Genomic DNA, 20,132 nt, shown 5'->3' with positions numbered 1-20,132 from the left:
TGCGGACGCCACGTCGATGCGGGTGCGGCACGACGCGGCGTGCGGGGCGGCACGGCGATGCGGTGCGCGCATCGCCGTCGGGCATGCGGCCTGCGCCTGGGCCGAACCCGCTTGATCCGGGGCGGCCTCGGCCCCTCCCGTCTCCTCCCCCGAGCCTCGGCCCGGTGCCTCGCGCACACCCCGATGCCCGCCTCCACCCGGCCGAACGCCGCCGCACCGCGCCGGTTTCAGTCGCGCGCGTCCGCCGGGCGGTTGTGCAGGCGGGCGGCGAGGACGGCCACGTCGTCCTCCGCGTGACGGGCATCCAGGCGGGCGAGGACCGTGTCGAGGATGTCCTCCAGACCCGTCGCGTCCGGGAAACGGATCCCGGCGAGCCGGGCCAGGCCGACGTCGATGTCCTCCCCGCGGCGCTCGACGAGACCGTCGGTGAACAGCAGCAGGGTCTGGTCCCGGCCGAGGTCGTAGGTGGCCGGCTCGTAGCCGCCGAGCCCGGTGCCCAGGGGTGGGCCGACCGGCAGCGGCAGCAGCGCCGTCCCGCCCTCCCGGCTGATCACCACCGGGGGCAGGTGGCCGGCGCCGGCGAGGGTGACCTGACGGCGCACCGGGTCCACGTGGGCGAGCAGGCAGGTCGCCGGCCGCCGGTCGGCCTCGGTGGCGGCCAGGTCGTCCAACTGGCGCAGCACGCGGTGCGGCGGCAGATCGGCCGCGGCGACGGAGCGCAGCGAGGTGCGGTAGGCCGTCATGTCGACGGCGGCCTCCACCCCGTGCCCCATGACGTCGCCCACGACCAGCAGGGTGCGCCCGAAGTGCAGTCGGACGGTCTCGCACCAGTCGCCACCGACCAGGGTGCTCCGGCCGGCGGGCAGGTAGCGGACGGCGACGTCGAGGTTGGGGTGCGGGCGCCCCGGCTCGGCGCGCAGGGCCCGTTGCAGATCGCCGACGACACGGCCGAGCCGCTCGTGCTCACGGGCGTGGCGGACGTGCGCGGCGGCTTCCTGCGCCAGCAGGGCGAGCAGCTCCGCCTCCGCCCGGGTGAACGGTCTGCCGGGGCGCGCGCAGACCAGCACACCGTAGGAGTGCCCGTGGACGGCCAGTGGCACGCAGAGCGCGGAGGGCCCGCGGGCGGGCGCGGGATCCCCCGCGGCGCCGTCCGCGGCACGCCGGTGCCGGTCGGGGCCCGCGGACGGGTCCGGGCGGCCGGAACGCGACAGGCGGAACAGTCGTCCGCCGGGGGTGCTGGTCCGGTCCGGTGCCGCGTGCACGGCCGGCTCCGCAGGGCGCCCGGCGGCGTGCGCCGCCGCCCAGCGGACGTCGGGCAGCAGCTCGGCGTCGCCGGCGATCGCCTCGTACCGGGAGCGGGTGCGGTCGGTGCGCCGCACCACCGCCGCGGTGCCGCCCGTGCGCGCGGCGGCCGTCCGGGTCAGCTCCGCGCAGGTCGTCCCCTCGTCCAGGGTCGTCCCGACATCCGCCACGATCGCCCGCAGCGCGCCGAGGGGCGCCGCAGGCGTTCCCCTGCCACGGGGGGCGCCGGCCGCGGCGGCCCTGGGCAGGGACCGGATCCACTGCACGCCACCGAACACCCTCAAAGGGTGACAAAAGCGGGAGCGACGCGCACGAGGCGGTCAACGACCCCCGTCGCGTCGGCTGCCGGACACCGGCGTGTCACGCCGGGCGGGCAGGGTCCCCCGTCCCCTGCCGACCCCCCATCCGTCGGGCCCGTGCGCGCCGGGCCCGACGGGGAAGGACCACGTGCGCCGTGTCCGTCCCCCTCGACGACCTGGCCGCCCCCGATCCCGCTCCCACCCCCGCTTCCCCCTGGTCGTTGTCCCCCGTCCGGGTCGCCCGTGGGGCGGCGGTCGTGCTGCCGCTGCTGGCGATCGGTGCCTGGGCGGCGGCCGACTGGCGTGCCGTCCACGCGGGCGCCGCGCGGCTGGCCTCCGCCGATCCCGCGTGGCTGCCGGCCGCGGGCGGTTTCACCTGCCTGGGCTGGGTGGCCGCCGCATGCGTCCGGCAGGGGGCCGTACCGGACCGGCTCCCCCCGGGCCTGCTGCTGGCCTCGCAGTTCGCCGCGGGCGCCGCCGACCACGTCCTGCCGGCGAGTGTCGGCGCCCATGCGGTCACCCTGCGCTTCCTGCGGCGCCAGGGCGTGCCGCTGCACCGGGCGACCGCCTCCCTCGCCCTGTACTCCCTGGTCAAGCCGCTGGCGAAGACGCCGGTACTGCTGGCCGTCCTGCTGGTCTTCCCGGACGTGCTGCGTCTGGGCGCCCTGCTCCCCGACCGGGGGACGCTGCTCCTGGTGGGCGGCTGCGTGGTGCTGTGCCCTGCCGTGGCGGCCCTCGCCGTGGCGCTGGTCCGCCCGCTCCGCGGCCCCGTCCGCTCCTTCCTGCGCACCGCGCTGACCGACGTGCGGCGACTTCACAGGTGCCCCGCCCGCGTCCTCGCGCTGTGGGGCGGCGCGGCCCTGGCACCGCTGCTCCAGGCCGGGGTGGTCGCCTCGGTCGGGGCAGCGCTCGGCCTGCCGCTGTCCTGGTCGCAGGTCACGTTCGCGTTCCTGGCGGCGGGCACCGCCGTGGGCGCGGTTCCCGCGCCGGGCGGCATCGGCCCGGTCGATGGGGCGCTGCTGTTCGGTCTCGTCGCCTACGGTGCGCCGACGGCCCTGGCGACGGCCACGGTGATCGGCTACCGGGTCCTGACGGTGTGGGTGCCGCTGCTGCCGGGGGCACTGGTGCTGTCGGTGCTGGTGCAGCGCAGGGCCCTGTGATCGGGCGCCACGGCCGCTCGCCCCGCGCCCCGGGGCAGCGACGGTGCCGTTCCGGTGCCGGTGCGCCGCCCGGGCTGGAGCGGCGCACCGGATCCGGCGGCCGGCGCGCAGCGGAGCAGGCGCCGACCACGTGCCGCTCCCGGGGACCCGGGGAAGCCCGTCGGGGGGGTGACCTTGCGGGCGCCCTGCGCCACGGCCCGGAACACCCGAAGCAGCAGAGCGGGCCGTGGGCACGGTGCACGGGCGCAGACGAGGCGAGGGCCGCAGACACGGCGCACGGGCGGGGTCCGCGGGCATGGTGCACGGGCGTGGACGGCACGGGGCGGAAAGACGGCGCGCGCACGGAGCGGCGGACCCGGCCGTGGGCGCTGCGCACGCGCGCGGGCCACGAGGGCGGCGCGGGGGGACCGAGCCGAGGGCGCGGGTGCGGCCCGGAGGACCGTGAGCGCGCGGAGCCGGGACGGCGCCGGGGGCGGGCCGCGGCGGCGACCCGCCCGGAGGCGTTGCCTCAGCCCTCGCGCGGCTCCAGCCGCAGCGAGACGGAGTTGATGCAGTACCGCTGGTCGGTCGGGGTCGGGTAGCCCTCGCCCTCGAAGACGTGCCCGAGATGGGAGCCGCAGCGGGCGCAGCGCACCTCGGTGCGCACCATGCCGTGCGACCGGTCCTGCAGGAGTTCGACCGCGTCGGAGTCCTTCGGGTCGAAGAAGGACGGCCAGCCGCAGTGCGACGCGAACTTGGTGTCCGAGGTGAACAGCTCGGCACCGCAGGCACGGCAGGAGTACACGCCCTCGGTCTTGGTGTCGGTGTACTCACCGGTGAAGGCGGGCTCCGTGCCCGCCTGGCGGAGCACGGCGTACTCGGCCGGGGTGAGTTCCGCGCGCCACTGCTCGTCCGGCTTCTCGACCTCGTACGTCATGAAGGTCAACCCCTTACTTCGCGAGACGGTCCAGGATGCGCGGCCCGAGGTCCGTGACGTCGCCCGCGCCCATGGTGAGAACGAGATCACCGGGCCCGGCCATTCCCGCGACGGTGTCCGGCACCTCGCCCTTGTCGTGCACGGGGGTCACGTCCGCGCCCGCGGCCCGGGCCGCGTCGATGATCAGCTCGCTGGTGACACCGGGGATCGGGTCCTCGCGGGCCGGGTAGATGTCGAGGACGACGGAGGCGTCGGCCAGCGCCAGCGCCTCGCCCATCTCCTTGCCCAGTTCCTGGGTGCGGGAGAACAGGTGCGGCTGGAACACGACCAGGATCCGGGCGTCGCCCGCGGCGCCGCGCATGGCCTCCAGGTCGGCGGTCATCTCCGTGGGATGGTGGGCGTAGGAGTCGATCACCTGGACGCCGCCGGCCTCGCCCTTGAGTTGCAGGCGCCGCTTGACCCCGGTGTAGGCAGCCAGGGCCGGCGCCATCCGCGCGGCCGGGATGCCGAGGGCGGCTGCGGCGGTGAGCGCTGCGACGGCGTTGAGGGCGTAGTGGCGGCCGGGCACGGAGACCGTGAAGGTGATCTCCCTGCCGTCCAGCAGGACCGTCACCTCGCTCCTGAGCCCCTGCGGGACGATGGACAGCACCCGCACGTCGGCGTCCTGTGCCTCGCCGTACGTCACCACGCGCACGTCCCGCACCCGCCGGGTCAGCTCCCGGGCACCGTCGTGGTCGGCGGAGACCACCAGGGTGCCGCCGGGCACGATGCGGCCGGCGAAGGTCTCGAAGGACTCGTAGATCTCGTCCATCGACGCGTAGTTGGCGTGGTGGTCCAGCTCGACGTTGAGGACGATCGCGACCTCGGGGGCGTACTTGTGGAAGCTGCGGTCCGACTCGTCCGCCTCGGCGACGAAGATCTCGCCGTCTCCGTGCAGGGCGTTGGAGCCGGGCGCGTCCAGGTCGCCGCCGATGGCGTACGACGGGTTCAGGCCCAGCTCGCCCAGCGACACCGCCAGCATCGACGTCGTGGTCGTCTTGCCGTGTGTGCCCGCGACCGCGATCGGGCGCAGGCCGTCCATCAACGCCGCGAGGGCGTCCGACCGGTGCACCACGGGGATGCCCGACTCGGCGGCACGGGCGAGCTCCGGGTTGTCGCCGCGGATCGCCGACGACACCACGACGCAGCTGGCGTCGCCGGCCAGGTGCTCCGCCGCGTGCCCGATGTGCACGGTCGCGCCCAGGGCCCGCAGCGCCTCGGCGGTCGCCGAGTCCTTCGCGTCGCTGCCGGCGACCTTCGCCCCGCGCTGCGCGAGGATCTTCGCGATCCCCGACATCCCGGCGCCGCCGATGCCGATGAAGTGCGGTCGCTCCATGGCGGGGGGAAGACCGGGTGCCATGCGTGTCTCCTGCGTACTGGGTGGGACGGACGTTCAGCGCCCCACCCTACTGGCCACGGCACACGGCACGGTTGCGCGGGGATCCGTGCCGTGGGCCGTTCCGCGGCCCGCTCTCCGGCCGGCCTCCCCGAAGACCCGCGCCCGCGGGGACGGCTGCCGTCCCCGCGGGCGGCGCGGCCCGCCCCGGTGCGGCGCCGGCCGTCAGGCCTTGCTGTGGGAGAACAGCTTCAGCACCGGCACCCCCACCTTGTGCCGCGCGCGCGACGCCCAGTCGCGGTGGAAGAACTCCTCCACGTAGTGGGGGTCGGTCAGGACGATCACCTCGTCCGCACCGATCTCGTCGACCAGGGACTTCAGCGCGTCCAGCGGGTGGTTCTCGATGAGCCGGCCCTCGGCCCGGCTGCCGGCGGCCCGCAGTGCGGTCAGCGACACGTCCAGCGCCTGCTCGCCCACGCTGCGCGCCTGCTCCCCCTCCGGCGTCTCGCTCTCGCGTGCCGCCTCGTCGAGCTCGCCGAGCGCGATGTCGTCGATGGCCCGCAGCAGGCGGTCGGCCTGGTCGCCGCGAGGCTGGAGCAGCACGTGGAAGGCGACCGACTCGTCCCCGTGCAAGGTGGTGACGAACTCCACGTCGGCGGACGTCAGCGCCTTCTCGATCATCAAAACGCTTGTGAACACCAGGCGCCCCTTCTCCTGTGAGGGCCCGACGGGCCCTTCGTCCTGCGTGGGCCGCGCCAGGCCCTGCGGAAACCATCCTGCCCCGTGATCGCACGGGTTCTGCCGGAATTAGTGTGCCCGGCCCCAGCAAAACGGAACGGAAGATTCCGTCGAAGTCGGGGCCACGGGGGACGTCGGCCGCCCGTGCGGTCGCGGGCAACCGCCGCCGATACCCTCGACATGCTCACGACCTGCGGTAACGGCTGAAGAGGAACCCGTCCTCCTCCAGTAGGGACATCAGTGCGAAGCGGTGCGGAACGGTGACCGAGGGACCGCCGGCGATGCGCTGGGCCCCGCCCGCGGTCAGCATCGGCGAGATCGTCAGGCACAGCTCGTCCAGTACTCCGGAGGCCACCAGCTGGCCCAGCAGCCGGGGACCGCCCTCCGTCAGCAGCCGGGTACAACCGCGCTCGGCGAGGGCACGGACGGCGCGGACCGGGTCCACGCCGACGCCGTCGCCCGCGACCAGTACCTGCGCACCCGCCTTCTCGGCCGCCGCCCGGCGCTCCGGGGAGGCCGCGGCGCCCGTCACGACCAGGGTCGGGACCAGGGGGGAGGTGAACAGCGGCAGCGACAGGTCCAGATCCAGGCTCGCGGTGACGACGGCGACCGCCGGCGCCGGCCCCTGTCCGGCCGCCTCGCGCCGCGCCGCGAACTCGGCACGCGCGCGCGCCGGCCGGTAGCCCTCCTGCCGTACCGTTTCCGCGCCGACGACCACCACGTCGGCCAGCGCCCGCAGCGTGCCGAAGACACGCATGTCGGTGGCGCTGGAGATGGGTTGCGAGCGGCCGTCGTGCTGCGCGGCCCCGTCGAGCGTGGACACCATGTTGGCCCGCAGCCACGGCCGGGGCTCCCCCGGCGGCTGCTCGGGGTAGGCGTAGGCGTCGGCCAGCTCGTCGAGGGTCCACTCCCGTCCGCCCTCGTCGGCCCGAGCCGCCCCGTCCGGGGGCCGGGCCGCCGTTTCGTCGCTCACAGGGAACAGGCGTCGCATGCCGTGCAGTCTGACATGACCCCGGCCGAAACGGAGGACGGGGCCGGGGCAGCGCGGGACCTCGGGAGGGCCGGAGGCCCCGGAGGACGGCGCCGCGCGGCGCGAGCGGCGGGTGCGGTCCACCGGCCCGCCGCATCGGGACCGCGCCGAGAGGCCCTAGCATGGGGAAACGTGTCGTCCTCCACCCCCGCCCCCGACCTCGCCTCGATATCCGGCGCGGCCCCCGTGTCCCTGTGCGCCCGTGAGCCGCACGTCCCCGCGGACCGGCTGGTCGCGGAGATGGTGCCGCCGCCCCGGTTCGACGCGGTCCGGTTCAGCACGTACATCCCGGACCCGAACCAGCCGAGCCAGACCGAGGCCGTGAGCGTCCTTACGACCTTCGCTGCCGGCCTCGGCGGCGCCCACGCCGTCGGCGGCGGCAAGCGCGGCTTCTTCGGCTTCGGCCGGGTGCCCAAGGCCCCGGCCGGCCCCCGCGGCGTGTACCTCGACGGCGGGTACGGCGTCGGCAAGACGCACCTGCTGGCCTCCCTCTGGCACGCCACCCCGGCCGCCCCCGAGCTCAAGGCGTTCGGCACCTTCGTGGAGCTGACCAATCTCGTCGGCGCCCTCGGCTTCCAGCAGACCGTGCGGACCCTGTCCGACCACCGGCTGCTGTGCATCGACGAGTTCGAACTGGACGATCCGGGCGACACCGTCCTCGTCTCCACGCTGCTGGGCAAGCTGGTCGACCACGGCGTCGCGCTCGCCGCCACGTCCAACACCCTGCCCGGGAAGCTCGGCGAGGGCCGGTTCGCCGCCGCCGACTTCCTGCGCGAGATCCAGGGCCTGTCGGCGCACTTCCGCGCCCAGCGCATCGACGGCGAGGACTACCGGCACCGCGGCCTGCCCGAGGCGCCGGCACCGTACACGGACGACCGGGTGACACAAGCGGCCCAGGGCACCCCGGGCGCCTCGCTGGACGCCTTCCCGGACCTGCTGGAGCACCTGGCCAGGGTCCACCCCAGCCGCTACGGCGCCCTCACCGACGGCGTCGCGGCGGTCTGCCTCACCGGCGTCCGGCCGGTGCCCGACCAGTCGACGGCCCTGCGGCTCGTCGTCCTGGCCGACCGGCTCTACGACCGCGAGGTGCCGATCCTGGCCTCCGGGCTGCCCTTCGACCGGCTCTTCAGCGAGGAGATGCTGAAGGGCGGCTACCGCAAGAAGTACTTCCGGGCGATCTCCCGGCTCACCGCCCTCGCCCGGGACGCCCAGCGGCTGGTCGAGGAGCCCGAGACCCGCTGACCCACCGCCACACCCAGGCCCACGAGCGGGTTCCGGCCAACCCACCCGCTCTTTTCGGGCTGTCTTGAGCCGGAGCGCCGTGGTTGACCCTGCAAAGGACCGTGCGGGGTTAACGTGTTTCTTGACCAGCCGTTGACCAGGCAATGGGGCGCATTTGGGGTGCACCTGGGGTGCGCCGAGCGTGGAGGGGGGCGCATGTTCCGAGGTAAGACGGCCAGGACCCTGCTCCCCGCCCTCGCCGCAGCCCTGCTCGTCCTTCAGGTCTTCGCGCCATCCGCATCCTTCGCGTCCGCGCACACGAGCCGTCACGCCGAGGCCACGACCCTGCCCGATATCGACCCCTGGACCACGACACAGGGTGACGAGTCGGACGCATACCGCGACTGCTGTCCGGCGGGCGGCCGGCCCGGCACCGGAGGCCCGGTGGCCGGACGCGACCGCCACCGGCACACGGACCCCACACCGCAGGCCCCCGACCGCCCCTCCCCCGACCCCACGGCGGCCATATCCCGGCCGACGGCCCCCGGCGCCTCGCACGCCCGGCCGTCGAGATCAGCCGCGGACCGCAGCACCGCCGCACTCCAGGCCTTCCGCTGCTGAGAGCGGGCGTCGCGCGCCCGCACCCGCCGAAGCGGAAGCCCATGCGCAGCACACAGAGCACTTCCCCCCACCTGTGTCCTTCGGAAGCCCGACGCGCCCGACACGGCGCGCCAGGAGGAGTCACCACACATGCAGCCCCTCATCGACAACGCCCGTGCCTTCGGACAGCGCCCTGAGGAGTTCGCCGGGCTGGCCCAGGGCCAGTCGCCGCAGGTCCTGTTCATCACCTGCTCCGATTCCCGGGTCGTCCCGGCCCTGATCACGGGCGCCCGCCCCGGCGAGCTCTTCGAGCTGCGCACCGCGGGCAACATCGTGCCGCCCTACGCCTCCGGCACGCCCAGCGGAGAGACCGCCACCATCGAGTACGCCGTGAACGTCCTCGGCGTCCGGGACGTCGTCGTCTGTGGCCACTCGCACTGCGGCGCCGTCGGCGCCCTGGTGCGCGGCGACGATCTGGCGGCGGTACCCGCCGTACGGGACTGGCTCGCGCACGCCGCGGAGGACCCCGGAGCCTCGGATCCGCAGGACCCGACCGTCGCCGACGCGGTGCAGAACCACGTCCTCACCCAGTTGCTGCGGCTGCGCTCCTACCCCTGCGTCGAGCAGCGCCTGACGTCCGGTCTGCTCCGGTTGCACGGCTGGTACTACGAGGTGCACACGGGCGCGGTGCGCGAACACCGCGCGGACACCGACTCCTTCGAGTCCCTGTGAGCGCCGGCATGACCAAGTTCCCCCACCTCAGGCAGGACTTCACCGCCTCCCTGGTGGTGTTCCTCGTCGCGCTGCCGCTGTGCGTCGGGGTCGCCGTCGCCTCCGGCGTACCGGCCGAACTCGGCCTGGTCACCGGCATCGTGGGCGGCATCGCCACAGGGCTGTTGCCGGGCAGCAGCCTGCAGGTGTCCGGCCCCGCGGCCGGACTGACCGTGCTGGTCCTGGAGGCCGTCCGCGGCTACGGGCTGCCCACGCTCGGCGTGATCGTGCTCGCCACCGGCCTCCTCCAACTCGGCATGGGCGCGCTGAAGCTGGGCCGCTGGTTCCGCGCGATATCGGTGTCCGTGGTCGAGGGCATGCTCGCCGGCATCGGCCTGGTGATCATCGCCGGTCAGCTGTACGCGGCGGCCGGCCTGAAGGCCCCCGCCTCCGGGACGGAGAAGCTGGCCGGGCTGCCGCGAGCGGCCGTCGACGCCCTCGGCAGCGCCGCCGCGCTCTCCTCCCTCGCCGTGGGCGCGGGAACGATCGCGGTGCTGGTGCTGTGGAAGCGGTTGCCGAAGCGGGCGCAGGCCGTGCCGGGCGCGCTGGCCGCGGTGGTCCTGGCCACGTCGGCCGCGCTGGTCCTCGACCTTCCGGTGGCGACGGTCGAGGTGAAGGGCCTGCTGGACTCCGTGCAACCGCCGAGTGCGGACGCCTTCGCCCGGCTCGGGCACATCGGCCTGCTCGGCACGATCCTCGCCTTCACGCTGATCGCCTCCGCGGAGAGCCTGTTCAGCGCCGCCGCCGTGGACCGGCTGCACAGCGGTCCGCGCACCGACTACGACAAGGAGTTGATGGCGCAGGGCGCGGGCAACGCCGTGTGCGGCCTGCTCGGAGCGCTGCCGATGACCGCGGTGATCGTGCGCAGCTCGGCCAACGTGCGGGCGGGCGCCCGGACGAAGGCGTCGCGGGTGCTGCACGGCGTGTGGCTGCTGCTGTTCGCGGCGCTGCTGCCCGCCGCGCTCGCACTCATACCCCTGCCTGCCCTCGCCGGCATCCTGGTCCACGCAGGCTGGAAGCTGATCCCGTTCCGCGGCATCGCCACCCTGTGGCGGGGGTACCGGGGCGAGGCGCTGATAGTCGTGGTCACCGCGGTGTCGATCGTCACGGTGAGCATGTTCGAGGGCGTGCTCATCGGCCTGGGCCTGTCGGTGGCCAAGGCCGCCTGGGAGGCCTCGCACGCGAAGCTGGAGATCGTCGACAAGGGCGCCGGCGCCGTCCGGGCGTACCTGTCGGGCAACGCCACCTTCCTCAGACTGCCGAAGATCCTCGACACACTGGAGTCCCTCCCCCAGGACCGCCCCGTCGAGCTGGATCTGCGGGGCCTGCACCACCTGGACCACGCCTGCCGCACGGCGCTGGAGACCTGGGCCGAACGCCACAGCGCCTCCGGGACGGAACCGGTCAAGCTGACGGCGGCCTAGCCCCGCGACAGGCGATGTCCGCCCCGTCGCGACGCCCGGTGCGCTCCCCTACCGCCCCGAGGGTGCGGGAGGTGCCCCCACCACCCGCCGCACCCACCGCACCTGCCGAGAGCCCGAGTACGCCCCGTACGAGGACGTGCGGCCGGCACTCCCCCAGGCTCGTCGAACACGGGGACCCCCGAGCACTCACCGGACGCCGCTCCTCGACGGGCGAACGCCGCCTGCCGCGGCACTGGCGACCTGCGCGGCATTTCGTTGCAGAATAGGCTGAACGGACCCCTGCCGGAGAAGACGGAGGAGGTCGTCATGGTCCAGGAGCTGGTGACGGCGGTCGTCGCGGCCGGTTCCGCGGGGATCATCTACCTCGCCGCGGCGGCACGGATCGTCAAGCAGTACGAGCGCGGGGTGGTGTTCCGGCTCGGCCGGCTGCGCGGCTCCGCACGGACACCGGGCCTCACCATGATCGTCCCCGGTGTCGACCGGCTGCGCCGGGTCAATCTGCAGATCGTGACGTTGCCGATCCCGGCGCAGGAGGGGATCACGCGGGACAACGTCACCGTGCGCGTGGACGCCGTCGTCTACTTCAAGGTCGTCGACCCGGCGGCGGCGATCGTCAACGTCGAGGACTACCGGTTCGCCGTCTCGCAGATGGCGCAGACCTCGCTGCGCTCGATCATCGGCAAGAGCGACCTGGACGACCTGCTGTCCAACCGGGAGAAGCTCAATCAGGGCCTGGAGCTGATGATCGACAGCCCGGCCATCGGGTGGGGCGTGCAGATCGACCGCGTGGAGATCAAGGACGTCTCCCTGCCGGAGAGCATGAAGCGCTCGATGGCCCGTCAGGCGGAGGCGGACCGGGAGCGCCGGGCCAGGATCATCAACGCCGACGCCGAGCTCCAGGCCTCCAAGAAGCTCGCCGAGGCGGCCCAGCAGATGGCCGAGACCCCCTCCGCCCTGCAACTGCGGCTGCTGCAGACCGTGGTGGCGGTCGCCGCCGAGAAGAACTCCACGCTGGTCCTGCCCTTCCCGGTGGAGTTGCTCCGCTTCCTGGAGAGGGCCCAGCAACCCGAACACCCCCACCACCCCGAGCATCGGCAGGCGGAGGAACGTCACCGCCCGCCGGATCCCGTGCCACCGGCAGAGCAGGCCCCACCCCTCGGACAGCCCCCTTCACCGGACCGGACCGCTCCCCTCGAACCGGCGCCTGCTCCGGACCGGGCCGCTTCCTCGCTCGAAGAGGGCCCGCCGCTCGAAGAGGGCCCGCCGCGGGAAGGTCCGGCCCGGCAGCCGGAGGGAGCCGAGGAGTCCGAGCCGACCCGGCCGCCGAAGCCGGTCCGGCGGACACCACCGGGCCGGATGGCCGGCTAGGCCGAGACCGTGACCTGACGACGGGTCAGCCTCTCTCCGCGCGGCCCGACGGCCTTGCGGGGCCGCCCGGGCAGAATCTGTCCTGAAATCGTTTCGCCCGCGCTCACCCCGTCCGGTACGGTCGCGAGGTCGTGATCATTGCCGGGAGGGCACGGTCCACGTGTGGCCTGCCCGGCAACTCCCCAGGTTGAGAGCAGGTTTCGTTCATGGCATGCCGGATCAGTGAGCTCGTCCTCGGTTGCCGCGACCCCCAGTTGCTGGCGCGGTTCTGGTGCGAGGTCCTGGACTTCGTCGTCCTCTCCCGCGAGGACGACGGCACCCTGGAGATCGGGCCGCGCGAAGGCTTCGGCGGCCCGCAGCCGACGATCATCCTCAGCCGCAGGGACGAGCCGGAGAAGGGGAAGTCCCGGCTGCACATCGACGTCAACGCCACCGACCGCGATCAGGACGCCGAGCTCGAACGCCTTCTGAAGCTCGGTGCGCGTCCGGCCGACATCGGCCAGACGGGCGAGGAGCAGTGGCACGTCCTGACCGACCCCGAAGGCAACGAGTTCTGCCTGCTCAAGGCCCGCCTCAACCCGCTCTGACGCTCGTCGGTCGCGGATGGGCAGAAGGCGCCGGGCTCATCGGCACCCGCGGACACGCGGGCCGGCCGCAGGGCCGCCGACGTGGCGGCGCGACCGGTCGCGGCGCAGGGCCGCCGCCCCCGGGGCGGACCGCGGCACGACCGCCGCAGGCCGCCGGGCGGCGCCCGCCGGGCGGGTGAATCGAACGGAGGGCGGGGCGCGGCGGTCCCGGTGGCACCCGGTGTGTTCATAGCTTCATACGGTGACCAGCCCCGTACGCCGTATCGCCGCCCTCTGCGCCCTGACCGCCGCCCTCGCCGGGCTCTCCGCCTGCGGCGCCGCTCCGGACCCCGCACCGCCCACGGCAGCCCGCCCGGCCCCCTCGGGCTCGGTGCCGTCCTCCCGGCCGCCCACCCTGGCCCCGGGCCCCGCGGGTCTGACCCCCGTCTTCGAACACGGGGCACGCAGCGGGCCGGGCAGGACCGTGGCCCTCACCTTCGACGCCGACATGACCGCCGACCAGGGGCCGCGGGCGGCGGCCGGAGAACGGTTCGACAACCCCGGACTCATCGAGGCCCTGCGGACGCTGAAGGTGCCGGCCACCGTGTTCATGACCGGACGGTGGGCCGAGCAGTACCCGTCGCAGGCCCGCTCCATCGGCCGGGACCCGCTGTTCGAGGTGGCCAACCACTCCTACAGCCACTACGCCTTCACCGGCGACTGCTACGGCCTGCCGACCGTCGCCGCCGACCGGATGCGCTCCGACGTGGAGCGGGCGTACGACGCCCTCCGGCGGGCGGGGGTGCCGGACGCGATGCCGTACTTCCGCTTCCCCGGCGGCTGCTACGACCGGGACGCGCTCAAGGCGCTGAGCGGCACGGGTGTGACGGCCGTGCAATGGGACGTGGTGAGCGGGGACGCGTTCGCGACCGACGCGGACGCCGTGATCCAGCAGGTCATGGACGGGGTGAAGCCGGGCTCGGTCGTCGTCCTGCACTGCACCCGCAGCGCCGCCCCGACCACGGAGCGGGTCGTCCGCGCGGTCGTGCCGCGGCTGCGGGCACAGGGGTACCGGTTCGTGCGGGTGTCCGAGCTGATCGGGACCGCGCGGGCCCGGCGCTGACCGGGAACCGGTGGGCCGCTGCCCGCCGCGACCCGGCCTCTGGCATCGCGCCCGGTGCCGCACCAGGCGACGTTCGCCCCGTCGCGGCGCCCGGCACTCACTCTCGCCGCACCGGACGAGAGCCCGAGTACATCCGAGAGCACGCACCGGACGCCGCTCCTTGACGGGCAGACGTCGCCTGCCGCGGCACTAGGCTGGAGGGGTGAGCGAGGACTACTGCACGATCGGTGAGGCGCAGCGACCGCCACGGGCGGACGGACCGCCGTACGCGGAGTGCGTGCTGTGCCGGGAGCCGACGGAGTACCCGGAGGCGTACAAGGGGATCACGCTGTGCCCTGTGTGCGAGTGGCAGGAGGCGCAGCGCACCGCGTGCTCGGGGTGACCGCGTCGCACCACGCGCCGTGACCGCCGGCACCGCGCGCCGGAGCCGGGCCCCGTTGCGTACGGCTGATCACCTCGCCGGACCGGCTTGGCAGACTGGGGGGCGTGAACAGCGAACCGACGCCCGCCCAGGACAGCCCCTTCCGCCCCGAGTCCCGTGCCCGCGACACCGCCCCGCAGTTCGTGCTGCCCCTCGTCGTGCGGGTCGAGCGCGCCGCGCCGCCCGCGCGCACCGACGCACTGGAGACGGCCGCGCGGGCCGTGCTGCTGATGCTGGCCGACGAGCGGTCGCTCGGCGACGGTCCGTGGGCGCAGGCGATGCGGGCCTGGCAGGACGCGCGCATCCGGAAGGTGGTGCGACGGGCGCGCGGCGCGGAGTGGCGGCGGGCCGAGGCGCTGCCCGGGATCACGGTGACCGGCAAGGCGGCGCAGGTGCGGGTCTTTCCGCCGGTGCCACTGGACGGCTGGCCCAAGGACCTCGCCAAGCTCCAGGTGTCGGGCACGGACCTCGACGACCCGGAACCGCCCGCCGAGCCGGACGGTGCCGCTCCGGTGCTGTGGATGAGCCCCGAGGTGGAGATGTCGGCGGGCAAGGCGATGGCCCAGGCCGGGCACGGCGCCCAGCTCGCCTGGTGGGAGCTGGACGAGGAGGAGCGCGCCGCCTGGCGGGACTCCGGATTCGCGCTCGCCGTGCGGACCGCCGGGGTGGAGCGGTGGCGCCGGCTCACCGGGGGCGGGCTGCCGGTGGTGCGGGACGCCGGCTTCACCGAGATCGCGCCGGGCAGTTGCACGGTGGTCGCCGACCATCCAGCACTGCAGCGGACCTGACCCGCGGCCCGGGGGCGCCCTCGGGATCGTCCCGGATCCCTCACTGACGTCTCGGCGGTCCTGACCGGATACGGGTGACGGCAGCGGTCGTCTGCCGGCGTCCGGCCCTCTGCTCGGGTTCACCCGGCGCGCGATGGTTTCGCCTGCTTCGAGTACCGGCGCATCCGCGCGGAGACGGGCGGGCCGCCTCGGTCGGCCCACGGGCGGTGGAGCCGATGTCGGCGGCGCTGGCCCTGTACGGCGGCTTGGTGCACATCACTTGATGCGCATCAACCGGTGCGTCCTGGGCGGTGCGGGCACGACCGGGGGGTGGGCCACTCGCCGGGGGAGATCTCCTCGAACCAGGCGCGCGAGGTCAGCCGGGTGGGGCTCAGCGAAGCCGGCAGGCCGACGGTCTGCTCGGCGAGCGCGTCGCGTGTCTGCCGGGCTTTGCTGCCGTAGGGCAGGTGGACGAGGCGGCCGCGGGGGCGGCGTGGCCGTGCGGGTGCGTGCGGCGCCGGGCCTCCCCGCAGCACCGGGGTGCCGGTGCGGGTGCAGGCCGGCGAGGGACCACCCGAGCGGCGGGCGGGTCGCGGTGTCGCGACCCGCCCGCCGCTGCAGTCTCCGTCCGCGGTGGCCACCTCGCCCAGGGCTCACCTCGGGGTGAAGACCAGCAGCCGGTCCAGGAGAAGGGACGAGAAGGCGGGGCGGGTGAGGGTCGCGGGCTGCATGTAGGCGCGGGCCACGGCGCGGATCGTGCTCATGTCGACTGGCCTGTCGGTGCCGTACTGGGCGCAGAAGTCGGTACCGGCGGAAGGCAGTTCGGTCACGTGCTGCCCGGTGGGTCCTGCGTCGCCGGCACGGCTGAAGGTCCAGGCGTAGAACTGGTCCGCGTCCTTGCGGTCGGAAATGAAGTCCCGCGCGCTGCCCCGCAACTCACGGTTGTCCTTCGCGGTCAGGGACACGGCGGCTCTGGGTCCCGCGTACATCGCGATGCTGGAGTAGCTGGCCTGCCGGGTGGCCACGTGGTTCGTGCCGTAGGCGACGACGAAGGAGCCGTCCGGCAGGCGGAAGTTCCGGCTGATCGGGTCGTCGGCGTCGTTGGACAGGGCGGCCACTCCCGTGAGGGGCGGATCGGTCAGCAGGTTCTCCTGCAAGCCCGGATTCGACTCCTCGAAGCCGCGCCTGACGACGAGGTCCTCCGCCTTGTAGGCCGGGTGGGCGTCGATGATCCGTCGCCGCAGCTGTTGCAGGGTGGGGTTGAGGTCGAGTTCGGTGGCACCGGTCCCGGAGACGCGCAGCCGGGGGACGGGCAGGGGATCGGGGCCGTAGACAGGCTTCGTCTGGTCCTCGGAGTCGCCTCGCGGCCGCACTCGGAAGGCCTCGATCGGGGGTGCCGCGCGGTAGTCGTCGAGCGCCTTCTCGAAACCGGGCTTGGCCGAGATCGTGCGAATCCCGATCAGGAACTCGTCGGAATGCTCGCCGAGGCCGAGCCGGTACATGGCCGGAGGGATCGTCATGTTGTTCGTCCCACGGCCCAGCCCGGAGGCTGCCAGCATCCGGTTGACCTCATCCCGGGTGCGCCGGTTGCCCGTGATCACCAGAGCGAACGGCCGGCCGTAGGGTTTCGCGCCGGTGGTGCGCACCGTCTTGTTGTTGACCGGGTCGACCACGGAGGTCCACACGACCGGTCCGGTGTGCAGGGAGCCCTTGAGCCTGGTGAGGTCGACGCCGAAGTACTCCTCCGGCGGCGGCGTCGTCCCGATCAGCACGACAGCCTCGTCCTGCCGGAGACGCCAGGTCCTGGGCGGGTTGGTGTTGGGCGCCTGCCCCGGTACCTCCGGCAGGCCGGTGAGGATGTACGGCGACTGGGGATTGGGCCACATGCCGCTGAAGACGGTCCCGTCGCAGTATCTGCCGTTCAGGTCGAACACGCCCTCGGTGCCCGATTGCGACACGTAGCCGGACCCGGCCAGCTGACGCTTGAACCGCGCCACCTGCCGGCCGGTGTCCGCCTGCGAGAAGCGGTGCCCACCGACCGGGGCGGGGGATTCCGACGAGGCGCCCGAAGAGGGCGTTGCGGGAGCCGCGGCGGCCATCGCAAGCGGCGCGGCCACGATCACGGAGACCAGACCGAGGACGCTGGAACGTCGACGAAGACGAGATCGGATCATGTTCACACCTCTATCCACGTCGCCGCGTCCGGCTGACTTCGCCGCGCCGCAGCCACGCGGAAATCGCTGGCACGGAGCACACCGCCGACCGGTCCGGCGGCGTCCCCGAGCCGGATCGGACCGTTCCTGGCGCTCTCCGGAGCGGCATGCCCGACGGACGGGCGTCGAGGTCGCACGTCCGTCGAAGCCCGTCCGACCGGTCCGGAGTGCGGGATTCGGAGGGTCTTCACGACGCCCGCGCGCAGCCTCTCATCGGCTTTGCTGATGAATCGGTGGGCTTCGGACCTCAGGCGGGTGGCGCCGACCGGAGATCAGGGCTGGAGGCCGACGCGCCCGGTCTCGCCGTCGAAACTCACAGCGGCGATGTGCTGTGCAAGGTCGCGCGCGGTGGCGGGCGGGCCATCAGCCGGTTCCACCGGGCCGTCCCACATGGTCGCCCCGGTGATCACGGGGCTACGGTGGGACCCGCAACGCATCGGCCGCACAAGGCTGTTGAAGATTCGGGGAGTCGAAATGTCGGTTGACCGTCCGCCGCTCAACACCACCGTCCCGCACTCCGCGCGCGTCTGGAACTACTGGCTGGGCGGCAAGGACTGCTACGAGATCGACCGGCAGGTCGGTGACCAGATCCGGGAGCTGAACCCGGAGATCGTCGACATCGCGCGCGCTCAGCGCGCCTTCCTCAAACGGGCGGTCACCCACCTGGCGACCGGGGCCGGCGTCCGGCAGTTCCTGGACGTCGGGACGGGGCTGCCGACGCACGACAACACGCACGAGGTCGCGCAGACGCTCGCGCCCGAGGCGCGGATCGTGTACGTCGACCACGACCCGGTCGTGCTCAACCACGCGCACGCCCTGCTCACCAGCACACCCGAAGGCGCCACCGACTACATCGACGCCGACCTGCGCGACCCGGAGGCGATCCTGCGTGCCGCCGGGCGCACCCTGGACTTCGCACAGCCGATGGCGCTGATGCTGCTGGGCATCGCCGCGCACGTCCCGGACGACACGGCCTACGAGGTGGTGGGCCGGCTCAAGGACGCGCTGCCGTCCGGCAGCCATCTGGTGTTCTGCGACAGCACCGAGAGGTTCCACCCCGCCGAGATGCGCACCATGGTCGAACGGTGGAACGAGGCGAGCGACAATCCGCGCGTGAACCGGTCGCCGGAGCAGCTGGCCCGCTTCTTCGACGGCTTCGACCTGCTGGAGCCCGGCCTGGTGCCGGTCGCCGAGTGGCGCCCCGACCCGGCGTCGGGCGACCGGCGGGACGTGGACAGCTTCGGCGGAGTGGCCGTCAAGCGCTGACGTGCCGGGCCGCGCCCGCCGGCACGGAACCTCAAATGTTGCTCTGAACTCCCCCGGCGCAGGGTTCGGCCCCGGCGGGCGGGGCCATACCCCCGTCACCGAGAGGGAGGGGAGATCATGCGGCAGCTGGGGACGGGCATCGGGTGGCGGCCTGAGATCGCGGACGCCGTGGAGCGGATGCCGGGCATCGACTGGGTCGAGGTCGTGGCGGAGAACGTCTGCCCCGGCCACCTCCCCGACTCGCTGCGCCGGCTGCGCGAGCGCGGGGTGACGGTGGTTCCGCACGGGGTCTCGCTGGGACTGGGCGGCGCCGACCGCCCCGACCCGGGGCGTCTGACGGCGCTCGCCGAGCGGGCGGAGGCGCTGGGCTCGCCCCTGGTCACCGAGCACATCGCGTTCGTCCGCGCGGGCGGCCCGATGACCGCGTCCCCGCGTCTGGAGGCGGGGCATCTGCTGCCCGTGCCGCGCACCCGGGACGCCCTCGACGTGCTGTGCGCGAACATCCGGGCCGCTCAGGACGCCCTGCCGGTGCCGCTCGCGGTGGAGAACATCGCCGCGTTGATCTCCTGGCCCGGGGAGGAGATGACCGAGGGCCAGTTCCTGTACGACCTCGCCGACCGCACCGGTGTCCGGCTCCTCGTCGACGTCGCCAACCTGCACACCAACCACGTCAACCGCGGTGAGGACCCGGCCGAGGCGCTCGCCGAAATCCCACTGGAGGTCATCGCCTACGTCCATGTCGCGGGCGGCTTCGCCCGCGACGGGGTCTGGCACGACAGCCACGCGCACCCCGTCCCGCAACCGGTGCTCGACGTCCTCACCGACCTGGCCTCCCGGGTCCGGCCCCCGGGCGTGCTGCTGGAGCGGGACGAGGACTTCCCCGAACCGGCGGAGCTGGAGCGGGAGCTGGGGACGATCCGGGCCGCGGTGGAACGGGGGGCGGGCGCGCCCGTCCCGCCGGAACCCGTGGAGCGGGCGGGGCACGCACGGCCGGCCGCGGGCGGTGCGGCGGCCGAGGACCCGGGCCCCGGAACCGAAGAGGTGGCGCCGGCCGTGCCGGAAGCGACCCGTCAGCGCCTGGCCCTGACCCAGACGGCGCTGTTGTCGGCGCTGGTCGCGGGCACCCCGGCGCCCGAGGGCTTCGACCGCGTCCGCCTCGGCGTCCAGTCCCGTGCACTGGCCGCCAAGCGGGCCGGGGTGGTGGCCAGGACGGCGCCGGAACTCCCCGGCATCCTGGGCGACGCCTACCGCCCGGCCTTCCTCGCCTACGCCCAGACCCACCCCATGACCGCGGGCTACCGCCACGACGCCCTCGGTTTCGCCGCGCATCTGCTGGGCGAGGGACTCGTGGACGACGCGGAGGCACGGCACGAGCTGCGGGTGTGGTGGCGGGACCGGTCGGGGCCGAGGCCGCGTTCCCGGCGGCCGGCGGTGCGACTGGCACGGGCGACCCGCCGGGTGCTGCTGCGGCGGTGACGCGGCCGGCCCCGGCCCGGGTCGCGCGCCCGTGCCCGGGACCGGCCGGCGGTCCTTCGAGGACGCCGCTGTAGCATGCGGGGCCGCAAGCAGGAG

20 protein-coding genes are annotated in these 20,132 nt (G+C 74.1%); 12 read left to right on the top strand and 8 right to left on the bottom strand.

The features are described from left to right. Positions 1–227: 227 nt before the first annotated feature. Entirely contained in the window at positions 228–1,580 is a 1,353-nt protein-coding gene (locus JS756_RS22715; RefSeq protein ID WP_307790900.1) for a PP2C family protein-serine/threonine phosphatase, read from the bottom strand. A 176-nt stretch (positions 1,581–1,756) separates the two neighbouring features. On the opposite strand from JS756_RS22715, the gene JS756_RS22710 reads away from it, so the two are divergent. Further along, on the top strand, positions 1,757–2,761 hold the full coding sequence (locus JS756_RS22710) for a lysylphosphatidylglycerol synthase transmembrane domain-containing protein (protein ID WP_205385017.1): 1,005 nt from the start codon (positions 1,757–1,759) through the stop codon (positions 2,759–2,761). 508 nt (positions 2,762–3,269) lie between these two features. Here JS756_RS22710 and msrB read toward each other — a convergent pair. The 4 genes from msrB to JS756_RS22690 all read right to left on the bottom strand — a co-directional run bounded on the left by msrB (position 3,270) and on the right by JS756_RS22690 (position 6,781). Next, entirely contained in the window at positions 3,270–3,677 is a 408-nt protein-coding gene (gene msrB, locus JS756_RS22705) for a peptide-methionine (R)-S-oxide reductase MsrB (protein ID WP_205385016.1), read from the bottom strand. Between the two features lie 13 nt (positions 3,678–3,690). Beyond that, entirely contained in the window at positions 3,691–5,076 is a 1,386-nt protein-coding gene (gene murC / locus JS756_RS22700; RefSeq protein WP_205385015.1) for a UDP-N-acetylmuramate--L-alanine ligase, read from the bottom strand. A gap of 201 nt (positions 5,077–5,277) precedes the next feature. After that, positions 5,278–5,751, bottom strand: coding sequence for an indole-3-glycerol phosphate synthase (locus JS756_RS22695; RefSeq protein ID WP_205385014.1), 474 nt, complete (start codon positions 5,749–5,751; stop codon positions 5,278–5,280). Positions 5,752–5,974: 223 nt separating this feature from the next. Beyond that, positions 5,975–6,781, bottom strand: a complete 807-nt coding sequence (locus tag JS756_RS22690) for a pyrimidine reductase family protein (RefSeq protein WP_205385013.1) — start codon at positions 6,779–6,781, stop codon at positions 5,975–5,977. A gap of 171 nt (positions 6,782–6,952) precedes the next feature. Between JS756_RS22690 and zapE the strand changes: the two genes are divergently transcribed. The 9 genes from zapE to JS756_RS22645 all read left to right on the top strand — a co-directional run bounded on the left by zapE (position 6,953) and on the right by JS756_RS22645 (position 15,102). Further along, positions 6,953–8,062, top strand: coding sequence for a cell division protein ZapE (zapE, locus tag JS756_RS22685; RefSeq protein WP_205385012.1), 1,110 nt, complete (start codon positions 6,953–6,955; stop codon positions 8,060–8,062). Between the two features lie 195 nt (positions 8,063–8,257). Further along, positions 8,258–8,662 carry a hypothetical protein gene (locus JS756_RS22680; RefSeq protein WP_205385011.1) on the top strand — a complete coding sequence of 135 codons (405 nt, stop codon included), beginning with the start codon at positions 8,258–8,260 and terminating at the stop codon, positions 8,660–8,662. 129 nt (positions 8,663–8,791) lie between these two features. Further along, positions 8,792–9,373, top strand: coding sequence for a carbonic anhydrase (locus JS756_RS22675; protein WP_205385010.1), 582 nt, complete (start codon positions 8,792–8,794; stop codon positions 9,371–9,373). An 8-nt stretch (positions 9,374–9,381) separates the two neighbouring features. Beyond that, positions 9,382–10,836 carry a SulP family inorganic anion transporter gene (locus JS756_RS22670; protein WP_205385009.1) on the top strand — a complete coding sequence of 485 codons (1,455 nt, stop codon included), beginning with the start codon at positions 9,382–9,384 and terminating at the stop codon, positions 10,834–10,836. A gap of 306 nt (positions 10,837–11,142) precedes the next feature. Then, positions 11,143–12,204 carry a slipin family protein gene (locus JS756_RS22665; RefSeq protein ID WP_205385008.1) on the top strand — a complete coding sequence of 354 codons (1,062 nt, stop codon included), beginning with the start codon at positions 11,143–11,145 and terminating at the stop codon, positions 12,202–12,204. Positions 12,205–12,410: 206 nt separating this feature from the next. After that, positions 12,411–12,791 carry a VOC family protein gene (locus JS756_RS22660; RefSeq protein WP_205385007.1) on the top strand — a complete coding sequence of 127 codons (381 nt, stop codon included), beginning with the start codon at positions 12,411–12,413 and terminating at the stop codon, positions 12,789–12,791. A 241-nt stretch (positions 12,792–13,032) separates the two neighbouring features. After that, positions 13,033–13,893, top strand: coding sequence for a polysaccharide deacetylase family protein (locus JS756_RS22655; RefSeq protein WP_205385006.1), 861 nt, complete (start codon positions 13,033–13,035; stop codon positions 13,891–13,893). 202 nt (positions 13,894–14,095) lie between these two features. Continuing rightward, complete coding sequence (locus JS756_RS22650; protein ID WP_205385005.1) at positions 14,096–14,275, top strand: hypothetical protein; 180 nt, start codon at positions 14,096–14,098, stop codon at positions 14,273–14,275. A 104-nt stretch (positions 14,276–14,379) separates the two neighbouring features. Next, entirely contained in the window at positions 14,380–15,102 is a 723-nt protein-coding gene (locus tag JS756_RS22645; RefSeq protein ID WP_205385004.1) for an aminoacyl-tRNA hydrolase, read from the top strand. A 269-nt stretch (positions 15,103–15,371) separates the two neighbouring features. On the opposite strand, the gene JS756_RS22640 is transcribed toward JS756_RS22645, so the two are convergent. The 3 genes from JS756_RS22640 to JS756_RS22630 form a co-directional block, all read right to left on the bottom strand. Then, positions 15,372–15,722 (bottom strand): hypothetical protein, encoded by a 351-nt coding sequence (locus JS756_RS22640; RefSeq protein WP_205385003.1) that lies wholly within the window; start codon positions 15,720–15,722, stop codon positions 15,372–15,374. Between the two features lie 12 nt (positions 15,723–15,734). Further along, positions 15,735–17,255, bottom strand: a complete 1,521-nt coding sequence (locus tag JS756_RS22635) for a hypothetical protein (RefSeq protein ID WP_205385002.1) — start codon at positions 17,253–17,255, stop codon at positions 15,735–15,737. Between the two features lie 311 nt (positions 17,256–17,566). Beyond that, positions 17,567–17,704 carry a hypothetical protein gene (locus JS756_RS22630; protein ID WP_205385001.1) on the bottom strand — a complete coding sequence of 46 codons (138 nt, stop codon included), beginning with the start codon at positions 17,702–17,704 and terminating at the stop codon, positions 17,567–17,569. A 64-nt stretch (positions 17,705–17,768) separates the two neighbouring features. Between JS756_RS22630 and JS756_RS22625 the strand changes: the two genes are divergently transcribed. Together JS756_RS22625 and JS756_RS22620 are read left to right on the top strand one after the other, a co-directional pair. Further along, entirely contained in the window at positions 17,769–18,560 is a 792-nt protein-coding gene (locus JS756_RS22625; RefSeq protein WP_205385000.1) for an SAM-dependent methyltransferase, read from the top strand. A 117-nt stretch (positions 18,561–18,677) separates the two neighbouring features. Next, positions 18,678–20,036 carry an MbnB/TglH/ChrH family RiPP precursor modification enzyme gene (locus JS756_RS22620; RefSeq protein ID WP_205384999.1) on the top strand — a complete coding sequence of 453 codons (1,359 nt, stop codon included), beginning with the start codon at positions 18,678–18,680 and terminating at the stop codon, positions 20,034–20,036. Positions 20,037–20,132: the final 96 nt, after the last annotated feature.

The sequence above is a fragment of the Streptomyces actuosus genome (assembly GCF_016921115.1).
Classification (GTDB): Bacteria; Actinomycetota; Actinomycetes; order Streptomycetales; family Streptomycetaceae; genus Streptomyces; species Streptomyces actuosus_A.
This window is presented reverse-complemented; position numbering and strand designations above follow the sequence as displayed.